Source organism: Paenibacillus chitinolyticus NBRC 15660 (assembly GCF_000739915.1).
Lineage (GTDB): Bacteria > Bacillota > Bacilli > Paenibacillales > NBRC-103111 > Paenibacillus_F > Paenibacillus_F chitinolyticus.
In genome coordinates this window covers 462,259-480,911 of the sequence record NZ_BBJT01000002.1, presented here as the reverse complement: position 1 = coordinate 480,911, position 18,653 = coordinate 462,259, and the positions used below count along the sequence as shown (strand labels likewise).

The 18,653-nt window shown below is 57.2% G+C and carries 8 protein-coding genes and 1 pseudogene; 7 read left to right on the top strand and 2 right to left on the bottom strand.

Annotated features, from left to right (window positions below; all coding sequences use genetic code 11):
* Window positions 1–68: 68 nt before the first annotated feature.
* The 3 genes from PCH01S_RS03675 to PCH01S_RS03665 are packed head-to-tail and all read left to right on the top strand — an operon-like array spanning window position 69 to window position 8,561.
* Window positions 69–1,121: an isochorismatase family protein gene (locus tag PCH01S_RS03675; protein WP_042226925.1), complete on the top strand. Its 1,053-nt coding sequence runs from the start codon at window positions 69–71 to the stop codon at window positions 1,119–1,121.
* The gene (locus PCH01S_RS03670; protein ID WP_042226924.1) at window positions 1,121–8,371 is read left to right on the top strand and encodes an amino acid adenylation domain-containing protein; all 7,251 of its coding nucleotides are present in this window, start codon (window positions 1,121–1,123) and stop codon (window positions 8,369–8,371) included. The genes PCH01S_RS03675 and PCH01S_RS03670 overlap by 1 nt, the downstream gene beginning before the upstream one ends.
* Window positions 8,364–8,561 carry an MbtH family protein gene (locus PCH01S_RS03665; protein ID WP_042226922.1) on the top strand — a complete coding sequence of 66 codons (198 nt, stop codon included), beginning with the start codon at window positions 8,364–8,366 and terminating at the stop codon, window positions 8,559–8,561. The genes PCH01S_RS03670 and PCH01S_RS03665 overlap by 8 nt, the downstream gene beginning before the upstream one ends.
* A gap of 409 nt (window positions 8,562–8,970) precedes the next feature.
* On the opposite strand, the gene PCH01S_RS03660 is transcribed toward PCH01S_RS03665, so the two are convergent.
* Together PCH01S_RS03660 and PCH01S_RS03655 are read right to left on the bottom strand one after the other, a co-directional pair.
* Window positions 8,971–9,981 carry an ABC transporter substrate-binding protein gene (locus PCH01S_RS03660; RefSeq protein WP_042226920.1) on the bottom strand — a complete coding sequence of 337 codons (1,011 nt, stop codon included), beginning with the start codon at window positions 9,979–9,981 and terminating at the stop codon, window positions 8,971–8,973.
* A gap of 89 nt (window positions 9,982–10,070) precedes the next feature.
* The gene (locus PCH01S_RS03655) at window positions 10,071–11,690 is read right to left on the bottom strand and encodes an ABC transporter substrate-binding protein (RefSeq protein ID WP_042226918.1); all 1,620 of its coding nucleotides are present in this window, start codon (window positions 11,688–11,690) and stop codon (window positions 10,071–10,073) included.
* Between the two features lie 137 nt (window positions 11,691–11,827).
* On the opposite strand from PCH01S_RS03655, the pseudogene PCH01S_RS03650 reads away from it, so the two are divergent.
* The 4 genes and pseudogenes from PCH01S_RS03650 (at window position 11,828) to PCH01S_RS03635 (ending at window position 18,612) form a co-directional block, all read left to right on the top strand.
* Window positions 11,828–12,359, top strand: a pseudogene (locus tag PCH01S_RS03650) (NAD(P)H-dependent oxidoreductase).
* 556 nt (window positions 12,360–12,915) lie between these two features.
* The gene (locus tag PCH01S_RS03645) at window positions 12,916–14,271 is read left to right on the top strand and encodes a glycosyl hydrolase family 8 (RefSeq protein ID WP_042226916.1); all 1,356 of its coding nucleotides are present in this window, start codon (window positions 12,916–12,918) and stop codon (window positions 14,269–14,271) included.
* A gap of 96 nt (window positions 14,272–14,367) precedes the next feature.
* On the top strand, window positions 14,368–17,730 hold the full coding sequence (locus PCH01S_RS29170; RefSeq protein ID WP_053228639.1) for an S-layer homology domain-containing protein: 3,363 nt from the start codon (window positions 14,368–14,370) through the stop codon (window positions 17,728–17,730).
* Between the two features lie 321 nt (window positions 17,731–18,051).
* Window positions 18,052–18,612 (top strand): MarR family winged helix-turn-helix transcriptional regulator, encoded by a 561-nt coding sequence (locus tag PCH01S_RS03635; protein WP_042226915.1) that lies wholly within the window; start codon window positions 18,052–18,054, stop codon window positions 18,610–18,612.
* Window positions 18,613–18,653 lie beyond the last annotated feature (41 nt).

Below are 18,653 nucleotides of genomic sequence, written 5' to 3'. Positions count from 1 at the left end.
CGCACAGCGGGTCATCGGACAAGGATAGCCCAGCTTACTTTATACAGCCTGACAAGGAGAGGATTGAAATGGCAATACCATCCGTACAATCATACCCGATGCCTACGGCGGAGGATTTACCCGCAAACCGGGTTTCCTGGACACCGGACCCGGCCCGGGCGGCGTTCCTTATTCACGACATGCAGCAGTATTTTATGGACTGCTTCGAACCGGGCCAATCGCCCGCGGCTGAGCTGACGGAACATATCCGGCTGCTCGCAAATCGCTGCAGAGAACTGGGTGTGCCGGTTATTTATTCGGCCCAGCCCGGTGCACAGACACCCGAACAGCGCAGGCTGCTTCAAGATTTTTGGGGGTCCGGTATCGGCCCAGACCCTCGAGAACAGCAAATCATTGCGGAACTGGAGCCCGGAGACAACGATATCCGGCTGACCAAATGGCGCTACAGCGCTTTTCAGAAAACGGATTTGGCCGATCAGTTGAAAGCGATGGGACGGGACCAGCTGATTATCGTCGGAATTTATGCCCATATCGGCTGCCTGATGACAGCCTGCGAGGCTTTTATGAGAGATATCGAGGCATTTATGGTCAGTGACGCTCTGGCCGATTTTTCGCGGGAAAAACACGACCTGGCGCTGAAATACGCGGCCGAGCGCTGCGCGGTCACACTGACGACGGAGCAGCTGCTGGCGCAGTGGGCAAAAGAGACTTCAGAAACTGTAAACCTCGGGCAGGCGGAAGCGGGGGCTGTTTCAAACGCAGCCGCCGGTATCGCCGAAACCGCTGCGGCTGACGGCCGGTCGGACGGGCCGGAAGCGGCGGGCGCACCCGATCCGTACGCCTTTGCTTTGTCGGCTCTGCGGCAGCAGGTTGCCGGGCTTTTGCGGGAGCGGCCGGATGCGATAGGTGACGAGGATAATCTGCCGGAATATTGGGGACTCGACTCCATCCGGATTATGACATTGGCCGAACGCTGGAGAAGCCTGGGGGCGTCCGTTACGTTCGCGGAGCTTGCCGAAGAACCGACGCTGCTTGCCTGGAGCAGACTGCTGGCTTCAAGAACCGTAACCTTCGTTCCGAACGGGGATTATTACGATGCAGCCGCAAGGGGGGAGCGCTGATGATAGGGAGCGCCCTCCGGCTGCCGCTTTCCGGCGCTCAGCAAGGAATCTGGTACGCCCACCAAATGGACGGACAGCGTTCCGTTTACAACACGGCGGAATGGCTGGAGATTCACGGAGACATAAACGAGGAACTACTGGAACAGGCACTGCGGCTGACGGTGCGGGAAGCGGAGTGGCTGCACGCCCGTTTCGGCGAGGACGGCGAAGGGCCGTGGCAGGAGCTGGGACCCGAAACGGATTGGGCTCTGCTGAAAATAGACGTCAGCGGGATGAAGTATCCTCTTGCCGAGGCGGAAGCGTGGATGCGCCAGGATTTGCAGAAGTCCGTGGAACTCGCGGAAGGACCTTTGTTTACCCAGGCGCTGATCCGGCTGGCTTCCGACCGCTGGTGCTGGTATCAGCGCATTCATCATATACTGATCGACGCGTACGGCTATGCGCTGCTTCACCGGAGAGCGTCTCAGATTTATACCGCTCTTGCAGCAGGCGGTCCCGTTCCGCCGCATAATTTCGGTTCTCCCGAGCAAGTTCTCCGCGAGGAGGAGGCATACCGGGCATCGGGACAGCACGAGAGGGACCGGGCGTACTGGCTGGACAAGCTCGGTGATGCCCCCGACTCTTCCGTCATGGGCAGAGGCGGAAACAGCCCGGACGGCAGCCCTCTCCGGCAATCGGGACGGCTTGCTGCCGCGGCAAGCCGTGTGCTGACCGAATCCGCCGCCGAGGCCGGATGCAGCTGGGCGGAAGCGGTGCTTGCCGCCTCCGCCGCTTACGTGCACCGGATGACGGGCTCCGCGGATATCCGGCTCGGCCTTCCTTTGATGAACCGGCTGGGCAGCTCGGCCCTGAATGTACCCGGTATGGTCATGAACGTCCTGCCGTTGTGCCTGACCGTAAGGCCCGAAACGAGCTGGGGAGACTTGAGACAGCAAGTTGCGGCGGAACTGCGCAAACTCCGCAGGCATCAGCGCTACCGGCAGCATGATCTTGTAAGGGATCTGGGTTTGCTGGGCGAAAGGCGGAGGCTTTACGGGCCGATGATCAACATTATTCCGTTCGTGGAAACCCCATCTTTCGCCTCGGCCGGAACGGTTCGGCACTCCGTTTACGCAGGGCCCGCCGAAGATCTGTCTCTACAAATTTATGAAGCCTCCGACGGTGACGGCCTGCAGATTGACTTTGATGCAAATCCCGGCATTTACAGCGAGCAGGAACTTTCGGGCCACCGGCGCCGTTTTCTCAGTTTCCTCGAGTCGGCCGCCTTCGCTAACCCGGATACACCCGCCGGACTGCTGGACACCCTGCTGCCTTCGGAGAAGGATCTGCTCCTGAACCGCTGGATCGATACGGCTTGCGACGTGCCCGGAGATTCACCAGCGGAGCTGATCCGCCGGCGTGCGGAGCTTTCGCCCCATGCGTCCGCCGTTGTGTGCGGCGGACGGACGCTGACGTACGCGGAACTGGACCGGCAGGCAGCGGTTCTTGGCGCGGAGCTTAGACGGCTCGGGATCGGACCGGAGCGGCTCGTCGCGATTGCACTTCCGCGTGGCGAGGCGGCCGTCGTTTCCATCCTGGCGGTTCTCCGGCTGGGAGCGGCCTATATGCCGGTCGATCCGGACTATCCGGCGGAACGCATCGTCTACATGCTGGAAGATGCGCAGCCGGCCTGCCTCCTGACGGATACGGAGTCGATGCGTGCGCTGCCGGAAACGGGAAAGATATCCCTGCTACTGCTCGATCAACTGGACAAGGTTGACCGCGCGGAAAGTCCCGGCTCCATACCGGAAACCGGAGACCATGCAGATGCCGAATGTCTTCCGCTGCGCCCGTCTCCGCTCAATCCCGCTTATGTGATCTATACCTCCGGCTCTACCGGCAGGCCTAAAGGCGTGCCCGTAACCTACGGCGGCCTCGCCAATCTGCTCGACGCCATGCAGAGGAAGTTCCGTCTTCAAGAAGGAGACAGCTTCTTATCGGTGACGACCATTGCGTTTGATATTTCCGTGATGGAAATTTTGCTGCCGCTGATCGGAGGCGCTTGCCTGGATATCGCATCCCGGGAGCTGATTCTCGAACCAGGAGCGCTGGCCCGCAGAATAAGGTCTACTGGAGCTTCCATCATGCAGGCGACGCCGACTTTGTGGCAGTCACTCGTATCGGCAAGACCGGGAAGGCTCGACGGCCTGCGTGTCATTGCGGGAGGGGAAGCTTTGCCCCTGAGCCTCCAGCTTGCCCTGCAGGAGCTCGGCTGCGAGGTGCACAACCAATACGGCCCGACGGAAACGGCCATCTATTCTACCGCGGCCGCACTTCCGGGTGGGTCGATGATCAAGCCTCCTATCGGTCCGCCGATCGCCAACACCCGGACGTATATCCTGGATGCCGGGCTCCAGCCCGTTCCTCCGGGAGCCGAAGGGGAGCTGTACATCGCAGGCGCCGGAGTGGCCCGCGGTTATCTGAACAGACCCGTTCAAACGGCGGAGCGTTTCGTAGCCGATCCGTGGGGAGAACCGGGTTCGCGCATGTACCGCACGGGCGATCTGGCCCGCTGGCTTCCGGACGGAAGCATCGATTATCTGGGACGGGCGGATCATCAGGTAAAATTACGCGGCTTCCGGATTGAACTCGGCGAAATCGAATCCCGTATCGCCGGACAGCCCGGCATAGCTCAAGCGGTTGTCGTGGTCCGGGAAGACAGGCCCGGGGAGCGCAGGCTCACCGCGTATGTCGTGCCAGAGGAGCTCCATGAACCGGATCATGCCCAATTGAAAAAACAGCTGCAGCAGGAGCTGCCCGAATATATGGTCCCGCTTGTATGGGTTACCTTGGCGAGCCTTCCGCTGACGCCTAATAAAAAAGTCGACCGCAAGGCGCTGCCCGCTCCGCAAATGTCCGGCACCGCAAAAGAAGCTTCCGCACGGACGCCTCACGAGGAACTTCTTTGCCAGGTGTTCGCGGAGGTGCTCGGCTTGTCCTCGGTTGGCATCGACGACGACTTTTTCCGTCTGGGCGGACATTCGCTTCTGGCCGGACGAGCGGTTCTGCGCATTCGCGAAACGACGGGAGTGGATGTGCGGTTATCCGGCATATTCGAAGCGCCGACGGTTCGTGAACTTGCACAGCTGCTGGGCCGGAAGGGGATAGCTATCCCGCCGGTCGTTCCGGCCGCTCCGGGGGCCGTAGTCCCTCTATCAAGGGCTCAGAGACGCTTGTGGTTCCTGTACCGCCTGGAGGGAGCAAGTTCCACCTACAACATCCCGCTGGTATGTACACTCTCCGGGAAACTGGACCGTCAGGCGCTGAAGCAGGCCCTGCTCGACGTTACCGGACGTCATGAGCCGCTGCGCACCGTATTTCCAGAAACGCCTGACGGCATGCCGCAGATCCGCATATTTGATCGCGAAGCTGCCGCCGATAGGTTTGTGTTTCAGGTGATTCCGGCAGCGGGCCTGGAAGAAGACAACTGGCAGGAAGCGCTCGACCGGGAAGTTCGTCACGGATTCGAGCTGTCTTCCGAGATTCCGCTGAAAGCGGTCCTTTTTGAACGGGAAGAAGGGGAATACGTCCTGCTGCTCGTCGTGCATCATATCGCGGCCGACGGCTGGTCGCTCTCGGTTATCACGTCGGATCTGTCATCCGCCTATGCGGCCCGGATCGCGGGCCGTGACCCGTCATTGAGCGAACCCCCGGTCCGGTACGGCGATTTTACGCTGTGGCAGGAAAAGCTGCTGGAAGAAGAAAGCGAGCCGCAAAGTCTGATGGGAAGCCAGCTGGCGTACTGGAAAGAGGCGCTGCGGGGTCTGCCCGAGGAGCTTCCGCTGCCGGCCGACCATCCGCGTCCGTCCGTGTCCGGACAAGCCGGGGGCGTGATTCCGTTCCGGATCGGCGAAGAATTGCATGCGCAGCTGCTCGATCTGGCGGCCGAAGGGAAAGCCAGCTTGTTCATGGTGCTGCATGCGGCGCTCGCCGCGCTGCTGGCCCGGTTGGGCGGAGGCGAGGATATACCGGTCGGAAGTCCCGCCGCAGGCCGGCCGGACGAAGCGACCGGATCGCTCGTGGGCATGTTCATCAACACGCTCGTGCTCCGAGCGGATCTTTCCGGACAGCCCACGTTCCGCGAACTGCTCGCACGCGTCCGGCAGACGGATCTCAGCGCCTACGAGAATCAGGAGCTGCCGTTCGAGCGGCTGGTCGAGGCACTGAGCCCGGCACGGTCCCGTTCGCGGCATCCGCTCTTTCAGATTATGCTCGTGCTGCAAAATACACCGGCCACGAGGCTGGATCTGCCGGGAATCGCCTCGAAGCTGGAGCTGCGGGGGACAGGGTCATCCAAGTTCGATCTTACCTTCGAACTCACAGAGCACCGGCGCCCCGACGGAGAACCGTGCGGCATAGAAGGTTTGCTCGAATACAGCAAGGATTTGTACCTGCCGCACACGGCTGAAGCATTGACCAGGCGGTTCCTGATGCTGCTGGAACAAGCTGCGGCGCAGCCCGATCAGCCGGTCGGCCGCATAAGCGTGCTGCTGGAGGAAGAGCGGCTTGCGCTCACGGCCAAGCCGAGACCGGAGGCTGCCAAGCAAACGATCGCAGGAGGCAAACTGTCCGCCCCCGGACGCACCCTTACGGAGCTGTTCGAAGGGCAGGCCGCACTCCGGCCGGATGCTCCCGCTGTCGTGTACGGCACGCAGACGCTGAGCTATCGGCAGCTCAACGAACGGGCCAACCGGATTGCCCGCCTTCTGATGGAGGAGGGAGCCGGACCCGAGCAATTCGTAGCTCTGGCTCTGCCGAGATCGGCGGATCTTCCGGCAGCCGTACTGGGCGTTCTAAAAACGGGAGCGGCGTATCTGCCCCTCGATCCCGATTATCCGGCCGACAGGCTGGCTTACATGCTGGAAGATGCGAGACCTTCGATTCTTGTTACTTCGGCGGACGCCGCTGCAAGTATGCCGGAAAGAAGTGGCTTGAAAATCGTGGTACTGGGCGATTTTGCCTGCGAGGAGCGCCTGCGGAAACTGCCGGAATCCGATCCCGAACCGGATCTGCGTGCAGGCAGACATCACGCCCTCCATCCGGCGTATCTCATCTACACGTCGGGCTCAACGGGCCGCCCCAAAGGGGTCGTTATTCCTCACGAAAATGTAATCCGGCTGATGGAATCGACAGAGGAATGGTTCGGCTTCGATGAGACGGATACCTGGACACTGTTCCACTCGTATGCCTTCGACTTTTCGGTATGGGAGCTGTGGGGCGCACTGTTGTACGGAGGAAAGCTCGTTGTCGTACCGTTCTCCGTAAGCCGTTCTCCGTCCGAATTTCTGGGTCTGCTGGAAGAGCAGCGCGTTACGGTGCTCAATCAGACGCCGTCCGCTTTCTATCAGTTGATTCAGGCGGACAGGGAGAAGTCCGGGCAGGCTTCGGATCTTTCGCTCAAACATGTCATTTTCGGAGGGGAAGCGCTTGATCCCGGAAAACTGGAGGAGTGGTACAGCCGCCATCCGGACAACTTCCCCAGACTCGTTAATATGTACGGTATTACGGAAACGACGGTACATGTGAGTTACTATCCGTTAGACCGCCGCAGCGCGGAAGCAGGGTCCGGCAGCGTGATCGGCGTACCGATTCCCGACCTGGACGTATACGTGCTGGACGACAATCTGGAGCCTGTGCCGTTCGGCGTGATCGGGGAGATGTACGTGTCCGGTGCGGGACTCGCAAGAGGCTACTGGCGCAGGCCGGAGCTGTCCGCTCAACGCTTTGTCGCCGATCCGTTCGGTCCGCCGGGAAGCCGGATGTACCGGACAGGGGATCTTGCCAAGAGATTCGCCGACGGCTCTCTGGAGTACTTGGGCCGGGCCGATCAGCAGGTGAAGCTGCGCGGTTTCCGGATCGAGCCGGGCGAAATCGAAGCCGTGCTGGAGAAGCACCCGGCGGTTGCGCAGGCGGCCGTCGTCCTGCGGGAGGATCAGCCGGGTGACAAACGGCTGGCGGCGTATATCGTTCCCGCTCAGTCCGGCGAAGTACCGGACGCAGGCATGATCCGTCTGCACGCCTCCGCGGCGCTGCCGGATCATATGGTCCCTTCCGGCATCGTCGTGCTGGACAGTCTGCCGTTGACCGTTAACGGCAAACTCGACCGCAAAGCGCTGCCGGCTCCCGTCTACGCTTCCGCAAACGGAAGCCGGAGTCCCCGGACTCCGCAGGAGGAAGTGCTCTGCGGACTGTTCGCGGAAACGCTCGGCCTGGAGGATGTCGGGATCGACGACGGATTTTTCGAACTGGGCGGGCATTCGATGCTGGCCGTCCGTCTCATGAGCCGGATACGGGAGGTATGGGGCAAAGATCCCGGTATCGGCCTTCTGTTCGAAACGCCTACAGTGGCCGGACTGGCCGCGAGGCTCGAAGAGGATACGGGTGACGGTGCGCTGGAGATGCTGCTGCCGCTGCGCTCCAACGGTTCCGGCGCTCCGCTGTTCTGCGTGCATCCGGCCGGAGGACTCAGCTGGTGCTACGCCGGCTTGATGAAACATCTGAACCCGGACGTTCCGATCTACGGGCTTCAGGCGCGGGGGATAGCCGGTCCCGACCGGCTCCCACAAACGCTGGGCGAGATGACGGAGGATTACATCCGCTGCATCCGTACCGTCCAGCCAGCGGGTCCGTACCGCCTGCTCGGATGGTCGCTGGGAGGCAATGTGGCTCACGCCATGGCGGTGCAGCTTCAGAAGGAAGGCGAATCCGTCGAGTTTCTGGCCATGCTGGACGCTTATCCGAGCCATTACCTGCCGCTGCGGGGAGAGCCGGACGAAGAAGAGGCGCTGACCGCTCTGCTTGCTCTCGGCGGGTACGACCCCGACAGCATCGGAGACGAGCCGCTGACGATGGAAACCGCGATAGAGATTCTGCGCGGAGACAATAGCGCGCTGGCTTCGCTGAGTGTCGAGACGATCCGCCAGCTCCGTGTAACGTACGAAAACTCGGTCAAAATTTTGGCGGCCTATGTGCCGGAGAAATACGAGGGCGATCTTCTGTTTTTCCATTCGACGATCATTCCGGACTGGTTCGATCCGATCGATCCCGATATGTGGATTCCCTATGTGGGAGGAGAAATCGAGCGCCACGATATCGAATGCCGGCACAAAGATTTGTGCCAGCCGGGACCGCTGTCGATCATCGGCCGCATGCTGGCCGGAAAGCTGTCGTCCGCGAAAGCGAAAGAAGAGGAGGGGAGTTTCTATGGCTAATCCGTTTGACGATCAGAGCGGTTCCTTCCGGGTTCTTGTCAATGTCGAAGGGCAGTATTCGCTTTGGCCCGCTTTTATCCGGACGCCGGACGGCTGGACGGCCGTTCTGGAGGAAGGCACGCACCAGGAATGTCTCGAATATATCGAGAGCAGTTGGACTGATATGAGACCAGCCAGTTTGCGGGAGTAACGAGACAGAGTATCCGATGGAAGCGGAGTTTTCCGAACCGTCGGAGACGCTCACTTGACTTCTCTTATCATAAAAAGCGCGAATGCAAATATCGGAAGACGGTACCGGGTAATAGTGCCCGGATACTGTCTTTTTTTCTCCTCTTTGGAAAGGAACCGTTGCTACATACAGCGCTGCGCTGTATCTTACTGACGCAGAAGGGGGGGAGCCGCGAAGCGACGGAAGCTCTGGCGGGAGAGCAAACAGCGGCAATACAGCGTCGTCTTCCTAAATCCTTTGAAGCGGAAAAAAACCGCTCTTGTCAGAAGAGCGGCCCGGTTAAAACTATGCGATGGAGAGGGGGCGAATGGATGGAGAAGAGATAGAGTAAGGGGCGAGTCTAAACAGGTGTTTCTTCCGGCCCGTTCTTTTACTTGCCGGTCTTGACTAACCACTCCGCTAATTCTTCGGTCTGGGAAAGTACGGCAAGCGGGTCGTAGTACCAGGAGCGTTCTTCCGGCCACACGTACAGTTTCCCGTTCTTGACGGCAGGCAGCGTGCTCCAAACCGGATCGGTGCGGAAGTCTTCGGCGGTTTTGTTGTTAGCAGTCATGATGATGTAATCTCCCGCATAACGTCCCAGCACTTCGGCCGAGATTTCGGCCCACTGTTTTTTCATGAGTTCATCGGAGATTGCGGCAGGGGGGGTTCGGCCCAGAGCCTGGTATACCGGCTGACCTCCGCGTCCGAAATTATCCCCGTAAACCCATATGCTTTTATCGGTGCTTTCCATGATGGTAAAAGAAGCATCGGCAGGCAGAACGGCATCGACTTTGGACTTGGCCGCGGCGATGCGCCGGTCGTAATCCTCGAGCCATGACTTAGCTTCGGTTTCTTTGCCGAGCAAGGTGCCGAAGTATTCCAGTTCCTCGCGCGTGTTTTTCAACGTGCCGTACGGTATGACCAGGGTCGGTGCGATTTTGCTGAGCTGTTCGTAAGTCTCCGCGTTCCCGGTGATGATCAGATCGGGCTCCAGCCCGGTTATGCGCTCTACGGAAAGTTTTCCGTAAGTTCCCGTATCGGCCACTCCGTTTAACGCTTTTTTGTAATAATAATTGTTCAGGGTTAATCCCGGTGCTCCCACGGGTACGACATTAAGGGCGATCAAGCTTCCCAGATATTCCTCTGCGACGATCCGCTGGGGACGGACGGGAATTTGAATCTCCCCTTTAACGGTGGAGATCTTTTTGAATGCCGTTTCCTTCGTTGTACCGGTTCCGCTCACATCCGAAGCCTGCACGTTCGGTGTGCCTGGCACGGTACTACCGGCAGCCGAATCCTCACGACCGCCGCAGCCGGATAGAATAACGGCCGCGAGCAGAAGGACGGCAGTTGCTGCCGCCTGCAAACGGTATAGGGCGAATCGCTGATGAGAAAACATGGGTTGTCCTCCTAAATAAAAATGATAATCATTCTCATTAAATGTACAGCGGAAAGACCCCAAGAACGATACACATACATGATATAAGATCATGTAAATTTGTGATCCGGTGCCAATACGTTCATCAAAACGCGCAGCTGTTCCAGGGAGGAGAGGGGGTCGAAGCCGAAGAACAGCTCGGGTTGATCCAGCAGGTAAACTCTGCGCCGGCGGACGGCATCGAGCGCAAGCCATTCCGGCGACCGGAACAGCCGCATCAGCCGCTGCCGTCCATGAGAATCGCAGGGCAGCGCGGTAATAAAAATATGATCGGCGGCATATTGGACGATAGCTTCCATAGAGGTCTCCACGTACCCGCGCCACGATAAGCCCTGCTCGAGCATCCGCTCAGGCGGACGAAAGCCGATGTCGTCATACAAAATCTGGCAGCTTCTGCCGTGGCTGCTTCCGAAGCCGTAAGCCTTGTCCGGGCCGATTTCCCAGACGGCCGCAGTCCCCCGGCTTCCAAGCTGTCGGTCCAACTGCCGGTTAATCGGAATCAGCCGCTTGTCATAGAGCGCCAGCCATTCTTCTGCCTCCCGGCGTTTGTTTACGATCCCGGCGATCATCCGGAACTGCTCCCGCCAGCTCATCGTTTTAAAAGGCAGGTCCAGCACCGGGGCAAGCGGAAGAAGGGAATTATTTTCCTCTTGAGTGTCGTAACTGATAATGATGTCCGGACGGGCGGCGGCAACCGTCTCATAAAAACTGGCGGAAGTACAGCCATAAGGGTTAAATTTCTGCCTCTCCGGTATTTCGGGCCCACCCGCGATTTTCTCGGTCCAGCCCGTGTAAACGCCGAGCTCGGGAGTAATACCCAGCACGGTCAGAATAGCTGTATAGTTTTGATTAAGCGTGACGATCCGTTTGGACTTCCCCCGGTAAACGGTAGGGGAGACGCCTACTGATTCTTTAAATCTGCGGCTCAAATACGCGCCTTCTTTATACCCTATCTCCTGAGCGAGCGTATTCAAGTCCGGCGAACCGGTCAAAATCCGCTTCTGGGCGCCGCGAATCCGCAGCAGCGTCAAATATTCGTTGAAGGTCCGCCCGGTATACTTGCGGAAGGCGCGGGAAAAATGTTCCGGGCTCACATTCGCTCTTTCGGCCAGCTGATCCCGCGTAAGGTCCTCGACAAAGTGCGCTTGCATGAAACTAACGCTCTGCTCCAGCCAAGAGCGGCCGGTCCTCTCCCTGGAAGCCAGTTCTTCGTAGAGCCCGTTCATCAATTCAATGAACAGCTGTTGTATCCGGAAAGGACTGCCCAGCTTGGGCTCGCGCCATAGTTTTTGCAGTTCGTCAGCCTGTCTCAAGAGCTTGTCCGGGCAACCGTTCAGAGGTTCGGGACATTGCAGGGCACCGGTGTCCGGGTCTGCCGTGCCCAAACGCCGGTACTCGATAAGCACGCCCTTCAGCAAGCCGTGAGATGTAACGTCCAGCTTTTGAAAATCGTCGCAAAGGTATAGGCTTCCCCGGGAAACTTCGTACGGCTCCTCCTGTATGTGCAGCACACCGCTTCCGCCAAGAACGACGAAAATCCGGGAACAACCCGTGCGTTCGCTTCGGCCAAGATCTTTGACTTGGCTGTTCACTTCGGTAATACGAAGGGGGATATGAAAGAGATGAGGCGCAGAAACCGGCTCTCTATGGAGGCTGGAGATATCAGTCATGGCGATGATTTTCTCTCCTTCAGTGATAATGATTATCAATTATAGTATTAGTATAGCAAAAGATTGACGATCAGAGCATACGTAACCATCTTTTTGAAAACCCCTTGTATTACAGTTCAACACGTACCAACTACAAAATGGCCCGGGCAGCCGAAAACGCTGCGAAAGAAGCGGGGGCTCAGGTCAGGCTTTTCCGGGCCGCAGAGCTCGCGCCGGAGGCGGTCGGCGCGAGCTCTGCGGCCTGGCGGGCGCATCTGGATGAAACCGCGGACGTGCCGGAAGCATCCTTGGATGACATCGCCTGGGCGGACTCATCAGCACGCCGACCCGTTTCGGCAGCGTGGCCACTCAACTGAAGCAGTTTCTCGACACCACCGGCGCCTTGTGGGCACGAGGGAAGCTGACGAACAAGGTTGTATCCGCCATGACGAGCGCAAGCAACGTGCACGGCGGACAGGAAGCGACGATCTTGTCCTTGTATATAAGCATGTACCACTGGGGTATACGGATGCGTCCGTTATGGACGCGGGCGGGAATCCGTACGGCACAAGCCTGACGGTGGACATGAGAGGCAATTTCGACGTCAAGGTACTGGTTGCCGTTAACCATCAGGCAAGACGGGTCGTTACGGTTGCGGAAACGCTGCTGAGAGGGCAGGAAGCACGGTAACGACCCGGGGCAGGTCCGGACGCGGCAGTACAGTCTGGGCCTGCCTTTCTATAGGGCTTCTCCGGAGTACCCGACCCTGTTCCTGTTTACGCAAAAATAGGCCTTTTTTAAGCAATGGGGCCGACCGGAAAATAAATTCTTAATACGGAACGCTCTCCATCCGAGTGCGTTTGTTCTGCATCCGATCCTGATCTCTTTCCGGTACAATTGCCGGGGAGATTCAGACGCTTATACGCCGGCAAGGGCGATTTGGAGTGCCTTCATAAAACCTTTAAAATTCGGCGGCACGCTTGCCGTTGACATTAAAAATTAAAGCGCTTATTGTTCTAGTTGGATTGGGGCCGGTTTACTTCCGTTCTAATTCGCCGGAAATCTTTATTTCCGCTGATCACAAGGATACATTCGAATCTCCTTCATAGATTAAAGTTATAGCGCTTTAATTTAAAAGGAGATGATATGGGTGAAATGCGCAAGGGAGGTGGCCGGAAGCGGGATAAGAAAGGCTGGCAGCGACGTTTACCGAATAACGAACGCAATTTTGAGAGGAGAAGGGTCTATGAAGAAAAAATTGCTGGAATTAAGCACTTGCGCTTGTCTGTTAGGCACTTTGATAGCAGGACCGGGGACGGCTTCCGCTCAGGAAACCGTACCGGCTTCATCCATCCAGACCGAACCAGTTTATGGGGAAAGTTCGAACGTTTCGATTGCCGCATCCGCGTTGAAGCCGTTTCCTCAGCACGTTTCCTACACCTCCGGCACGATTAAGCCAAACCATTTTACACAGGATCAGATGGACCAGCAGGTAAAGAAAAAATATGATGAATGGAAATCCAGATACCTCGTCAAGCATCCGAAAATTTCGAACCAGTATTATGTTTTTTATAACCGGGAAAAAATCGTGGACGATCCGAAAAATGTGGTGTCCTGCTCGGAAGGCCACGGCTACGGGATGCTCATTACCGCATATATGGCGGGGCACGACGCCAGTGCGCAAACTTATTTCGACGGCCTGTACCGGTTCTATAAAGCTCATCCGAGTTCGGCCGATGCCGCTTTGATGGCTTGGCAGCAGGCCAAAGACTCATCGGGCAACATTGTGGACAGCTCGGGTTCCTACTCCGCGACGGACGGGGATCTGGACATCGCTTATTCCCTGCTTCTCGCCGATAAACAGTGGGGCAGTTCGGGGGAGGTCAACTACAAGAGTGAAGCCGTCAAGATGATCAATGCGATCCTGAAGCGGGACGTACACGCCAAACAATTTCATCTTAAGCTGGGCGACTGGGCCTCCGACAGCGATTCGAAGTACGGACCGGGCACGCGTCCGTCGGATTTCATGCTCCATCAACTCAAAGCGTTCAAGGACGCGACTGGTAATGCGGATTGGGACAAAGTAAGTGATACGACCTACAAGATCATCAACTCCGTATATAAAAAGCACTCGCCGAAAACGGGGCTGCTTCCGGATTTCGTCGTCCGCAAATCGGACGGAACATACGCACCGGCTCCGGACAAATACCTGGAAGAGCCGACGGATGACGAATACAGCTGGAACTCCTGCCGTACACCATGGAGAATAGCCACGGATTATCTCATCAGCGGCGATACCCGCGCTTTGGAGCAGCTCCGCCAGATGAACGGCTGGATTCAGTCCGCAACGGGCGGCAAACCCGCTAAAATCGGTTCGGGTTATGATTTGAAGGGCAATGTGAAAAAAGCCGATCACGCCATCGCGTTCACGGCGCCGTTTGCGGTAAGCGCGATGATAGACTCGTCCAATCAGCAGTGGCTGAACAAACTGTGGAGCGACATCGTCGATTCGCCTACCTCGGACAGCTATTATTTCGATAACAGCATCCGGCTGCTGAGTATGATAGTCGTTTCCGGCAACTGGTGGACACCCGGCGAATAACAAGCAACGAAAGAAAAGGGCCTGCTATATGCAGGCCCTTTTCTTGTAGACAATAGAGAGGGATGTGGGAGCGGAATGTGTGGAAGTGCCATGCGATTGAGCAAGAAGTTTTATCACGTTTTAACGGTACTGACGGTGTTTGTCGTCCTGTTTTCAAGTACGGCGGGCAGCCTGTTTGCCGCTGCTGCGCCGCAGCAGGCGGCATCGCCTGCCGAACAAATTGCGGAGCAGCGGGGATCGGGGGATGTGCAGCCCGACCAGGGAGTTTTCACTGCTACATACGGAGTCCCCAAAGATCGTTCGACCTTGGTTCAATGGAATTTCCGGAACGCCGGTGCGGGTGACAACGGAATTTACCGTCCGGCGGGCGGAGTTTACGGCACCGCGTCCACGTTTCGCAACTCCGGAGGCGTGTTCGAGTACGTGGAAGACGACACGCTGAGCTATCAGGGCTGGGATGAAGGTAACGGGGTCAAGCACTGGCTGGCGGCCGTCCCGACCAAAGGATTCCGCAGCATCACCCTGTCGTCCCAGCAGAACTCTTCCGGATCGGGACCGCGGAATTTTAAAGTTGAGATCAGCCAAGACAAGCGGACATGGACCCCGATCGCCGATCTGGTGATGGCCAAATCGTCGTACAACTGCAGCGGAGACTCCTGCAAATTGAACGAGTTGCCGCTTCCCTCCGAAGCGGATAACCAGCCTCAGCTGTATATCCGCTGGATCGTCAGCTCCGACGAAAAAACGTCCGGCGGGCCGGGCATCGGCGGATCGGGTTCGAGCCGGATCCGGGCCGTCGAAGTGAAAGGGGAACGCATCAGCGGCTCGGATATTTCGGAGCCCACGGTGGCAGTAGCGGAATTTCCGGGAGACAAGTCGGAAGAAATTACGGCGGACCGGGAATTGTCGTTGAAGTTCAATAAAAAAATCGCTCTGGAAAACGGAAAGCAGGCAACCGTAGCGGACGAGAACGGAAACGTGTCCGAAACATTCCTTCAAGTATCCGGCGATACGCTCACAATCAAGCATACCCCTTTTGCGTATGAAAAGACCTACACGGTCTTGGTTCCGAAAGAACTTGTAAAAGGAGCCGAGGACGGTTATCCGCTTGCCGGAGATATCACGTGGAGCTTCAAGACCCGAACCTCGCCCAAAACGCCGAAGCTGCTGAACATGACGTTTAACGGGGACCCGAAAACGTCGATGAGCTTCGCCTGGTATACGCCCCCAGACATTCCGGGAACCGTGGTTCAAGTCATCGAAGCTTCCGAAATGAAAGACGGCGTGTTCCCGGAAGCGAAAGCTTCCGCATACTCCGGCAGCTCGGAAGTCATTGAATCTTATTTCGTCAAAAGCGACCGGGATACCGGCAATAAGACGAAATTCGCCAGTCATAAAGTAACGGCCGACCGGCTTAAGCCCGGCACGGCATACAAGTACCGGGCGGGCAACGGTGAACCGGACGGCTGGGGCCCGGTCGGATCGTTTACGACGGACGGAGCGGCCGACGAAGATTTCCGCTTTATTGTGGGATCGGATTCCCAAGGGTCCAGCAAGTCTTCCTTCGAATTATGGCAGGATACTTTCCGCAAAGCGGTGGACAAAGCCGGCCAGCCGAAGTTTTTTATGGTTACGGGGGACCTGGTGGACAACGGGGATTTGGAGCAGCAGTGGCAGTGGCTGCTGGATACGGCCAAGAACGAGCTGGCTCACACGCCTTACGTACCGATCCTCGGCGGGCACGAGGTTCACGACTACGAGGGTGACGAAAATACCGAAAACAACAACTTTTATTATCATTTTAATCTGCCGAAGCAGATCATCCCGGGCACACATGAGGGCTCGATCTATTCATTCGAATATGGCGACGCCCTGTTTATCCAGTTCAACACTCAGTTCGAAGGGGGACTGGATCCTAGCGGCCAGGTGGATTGGGTGGACCCGGAATTCACCGCCCAACTGGAGTGGATGAAGAACGTTGTAGCCCGGACCGACAAGAAATGGAAATTCGTTTCGTTACACAAAGGGCCCTATTCGGCCGGCGACAATGCCGGGGAATGGGAAGGCGAACGGATCGCCTTTTACAAGAAACACTTAATTCCGGCATTGGATCAAATGGGCATTGATGTCGTATTCGAAGCCCACGATCATATGTATATGAGATCTTATCAGATGCTGAACGATGTTCCTATGAAAGACATCAAGGACGATGGAGCAGGGAATGCCCTCAATCCACCGGGAACAGTTTATCTGATGACGAATACGGTGGGAAGCAAATTTTACGAGAAATACAAGGGATACGACGATTATTTCGCCAAGATCAACGAGCAGCCTTTCAAAAAGATGTTCACCGATGTTTCGGTGTCCAAAGATGTGATGAAATTCACGTCGTACACGGCAGTCAAGGGAGAAGACGTCAAGCCATATGACGAGTACGGCATTAAACGCACCAACGAGAAACCAGCGAAGGTCGAAAATGCCGCCGTGCAAAGCGGAAGCGGCGGGACGGTACTGTCATGGAACGGTCCGAAGAACTCCAAAGAGCCGGTGAAAGGGTACCGGATTTACGAGAAGGACGACAAAATTCGTCCTTACTGGAGCGAATATGTGCCGGACGAAACGAAATCCGGCACCTACAAGCTTGAGCTGGGCAAGCTTGATCCGAAGCAAAGCTATACCTTCGTCATTAAAGCTGCCGGAGTACGGACCAATTCCGATGCGGTGCAGATCGGAATCCCGAAAGATAACGGTTCGTCCGGCGGCGGCTCTTCCGGAGGAGACGGCGGCTCATCCCTGCCGCCGGTGACCACGGTTCCGCCTGTCACGGGCACCAAGCCGCCTGTGAATCCGGACGGCAAGCCAAAGCCGGAACCGGAACCGGAGCCGAAGCCGAAGCCTGAACCTGCGAGAAAGACGTTCACGGACGTGGACAGCCGCTATGCATGGGCCAAAGACGCGATAGAACTTCTCGCCGGTAAAGGCGTCATACAAGGCGTCACCGCCGACACGTTCGAACCGGCACGCTCGGTTACGAGAGGCGAATTCGTGACGCTGCTCGTGCGGGCGCTCGGCTTAAAGGCCGACACGGCGGGCCGCTTCGGAGATGTGTTACCCGGCGCGTATTATTACGAGGCGGTCGGAACTGCGAAAGCGCTCGGCATCGCGGAAGGCACCGGTCCGGATACTTTCGATCCCGGCGCGCTCCTCACGAGACAAGACATGATGGCGCTCATCGTCCGTGCGCTGAATGCGGCCGGTTACGGCATTCAGTCAGGGAGTACCCGTGATCTGGCGGGTTTCGACGATGCCTCCGAACTTGCTCCTTACGCGGTGGAGAGCGCAGCCGCCCTCGTTCGGGAAAGACTCGTCGAAGGCAGCGGAACGGGCATTATGCCTTACGGCCTGACGACCAGAGCGGAAGCGGCCGTGATTCTCTACCGGGTTACGAGCTTCAAATAAAGAGTCTGGCCATCTGTACGCCTGGAGCGGACAGATGGTTTTTTTATCCGCACGGTGCAAATAAATGTAAATTAGCTTTTGGTAACGGCGGTACCGGATGTGCTGCGATTTCATCTAGAACGGTTTGAAAAGCCCCTGCCCGGAGCTGACGTGAGAAGTGGACACCCGGTCCGGCCGGTTACGCGCTCCATACTGACGCTTGCAAAAACGGAAACGATACGTTATAGTGATTTTGATTAGATTATCTAACTAACAGGAACGATGAAAGCTGCACCGTGAATGATCGAACAACGATAGGCGAATAACGGAGAAGGGAGGTATATGAACGTGAACAGAAAACCCGCCAAGGAATATACGACCGAACAGCAGCTGCCGAAACTGGGGACGAAACCTTACCGGGATTTGCTGGAACGCACCGCGAATTCCGATACGGACCGCGATTCCGCTCTTACAGGTCTCCTTATGCTTTGGCTCGGGGACAGTGTTCTCGATGTGATGGATATTCATTTATCCGATTACGACATTACGGAGAGCAAGATGGATATTCTGCTGCTGATCTCTCTTCATCAAGACAAAGAGCTCGTTACCCCTTCTTCCATAGCGGACCGGCTCGGAATACGCCGCTCCTCGGTTACGTCCTTATTGAACTGGCTCGACAAGAGAGACTTGATCATCCGCGAGCCGTACAGCAAAGACGGGCGGATGACACATATCCGGCTTAGTCCCGAAGGGAGCGGGTTGGTTAAGCGGGTGCTGCCCGCATTCTGGTCCACCTGCGCGTCTCTCGTCGATGAATTGGATAAAGAGGAACGAGAGCTGTTTAATAAGATGCTCGTTAAGCTTAACAGAGGCATAGAAAAACGGCTCGGAACGGGCAGATAATTTTTTTAGTCATGTAGTTAGATAATCTAATTATATAACCG

Excerpts from the sequence above, each read along its gene's own strand:
- PCH01S_RS03675 (WP_042226925.1), top strand. The coding sequence starts at position 69 with ATGGCAATACCATCCGTACAATCATACCCGATGCCTACGGCGGAGGAT.
- PCH01S_RS03670 (WP_042226924.1), top strand. The coding sequence starts at position 1,121 with ATGATAGGGAGCGCCCTCCGGCTGCCGCTTTCCGGCGCTCAGCAAGGA.
- PCH01S_RS03665 (WP_042226922.1), top strand. The coding sequence starts at position 8,364 with ATGGCTAATCCGTTTGACGATCAGAGCGGTTCCTTCCGGGTTCTTGTC.
- PCH01S_RS03660 (WP_042226920.1), bottom strand. The coding sequence starts at position 9,981 with ATGTTTTCTCATCAGCGATTCGCCCTATACCGTTTGCAGGCGGCAGCA.
- PCH01S_RS03655 (WP_042226918.1), bottom strand. The coding sequence starts at position 11,690 with ATGACTGATATCTCCAGCCTCCATAGAGAGCCGGTTTCTGCGCCTCAT.
- PCH01S_RS03645 (WP_042226916.1), top strand. The coding sequence starts at position 12,916 with ATGAAGAAAAAATTGCTGGAATTAAGCACTTGCGCTTGTCTGTTAGGC.
- PCH01S_RS03635 (WP_042226915.1), top strand. The coding sequence starts at position 18,052 with ATGAACGTGAACAGAAAACCCGCCAAGGAATATACGACCGAACAGCAG.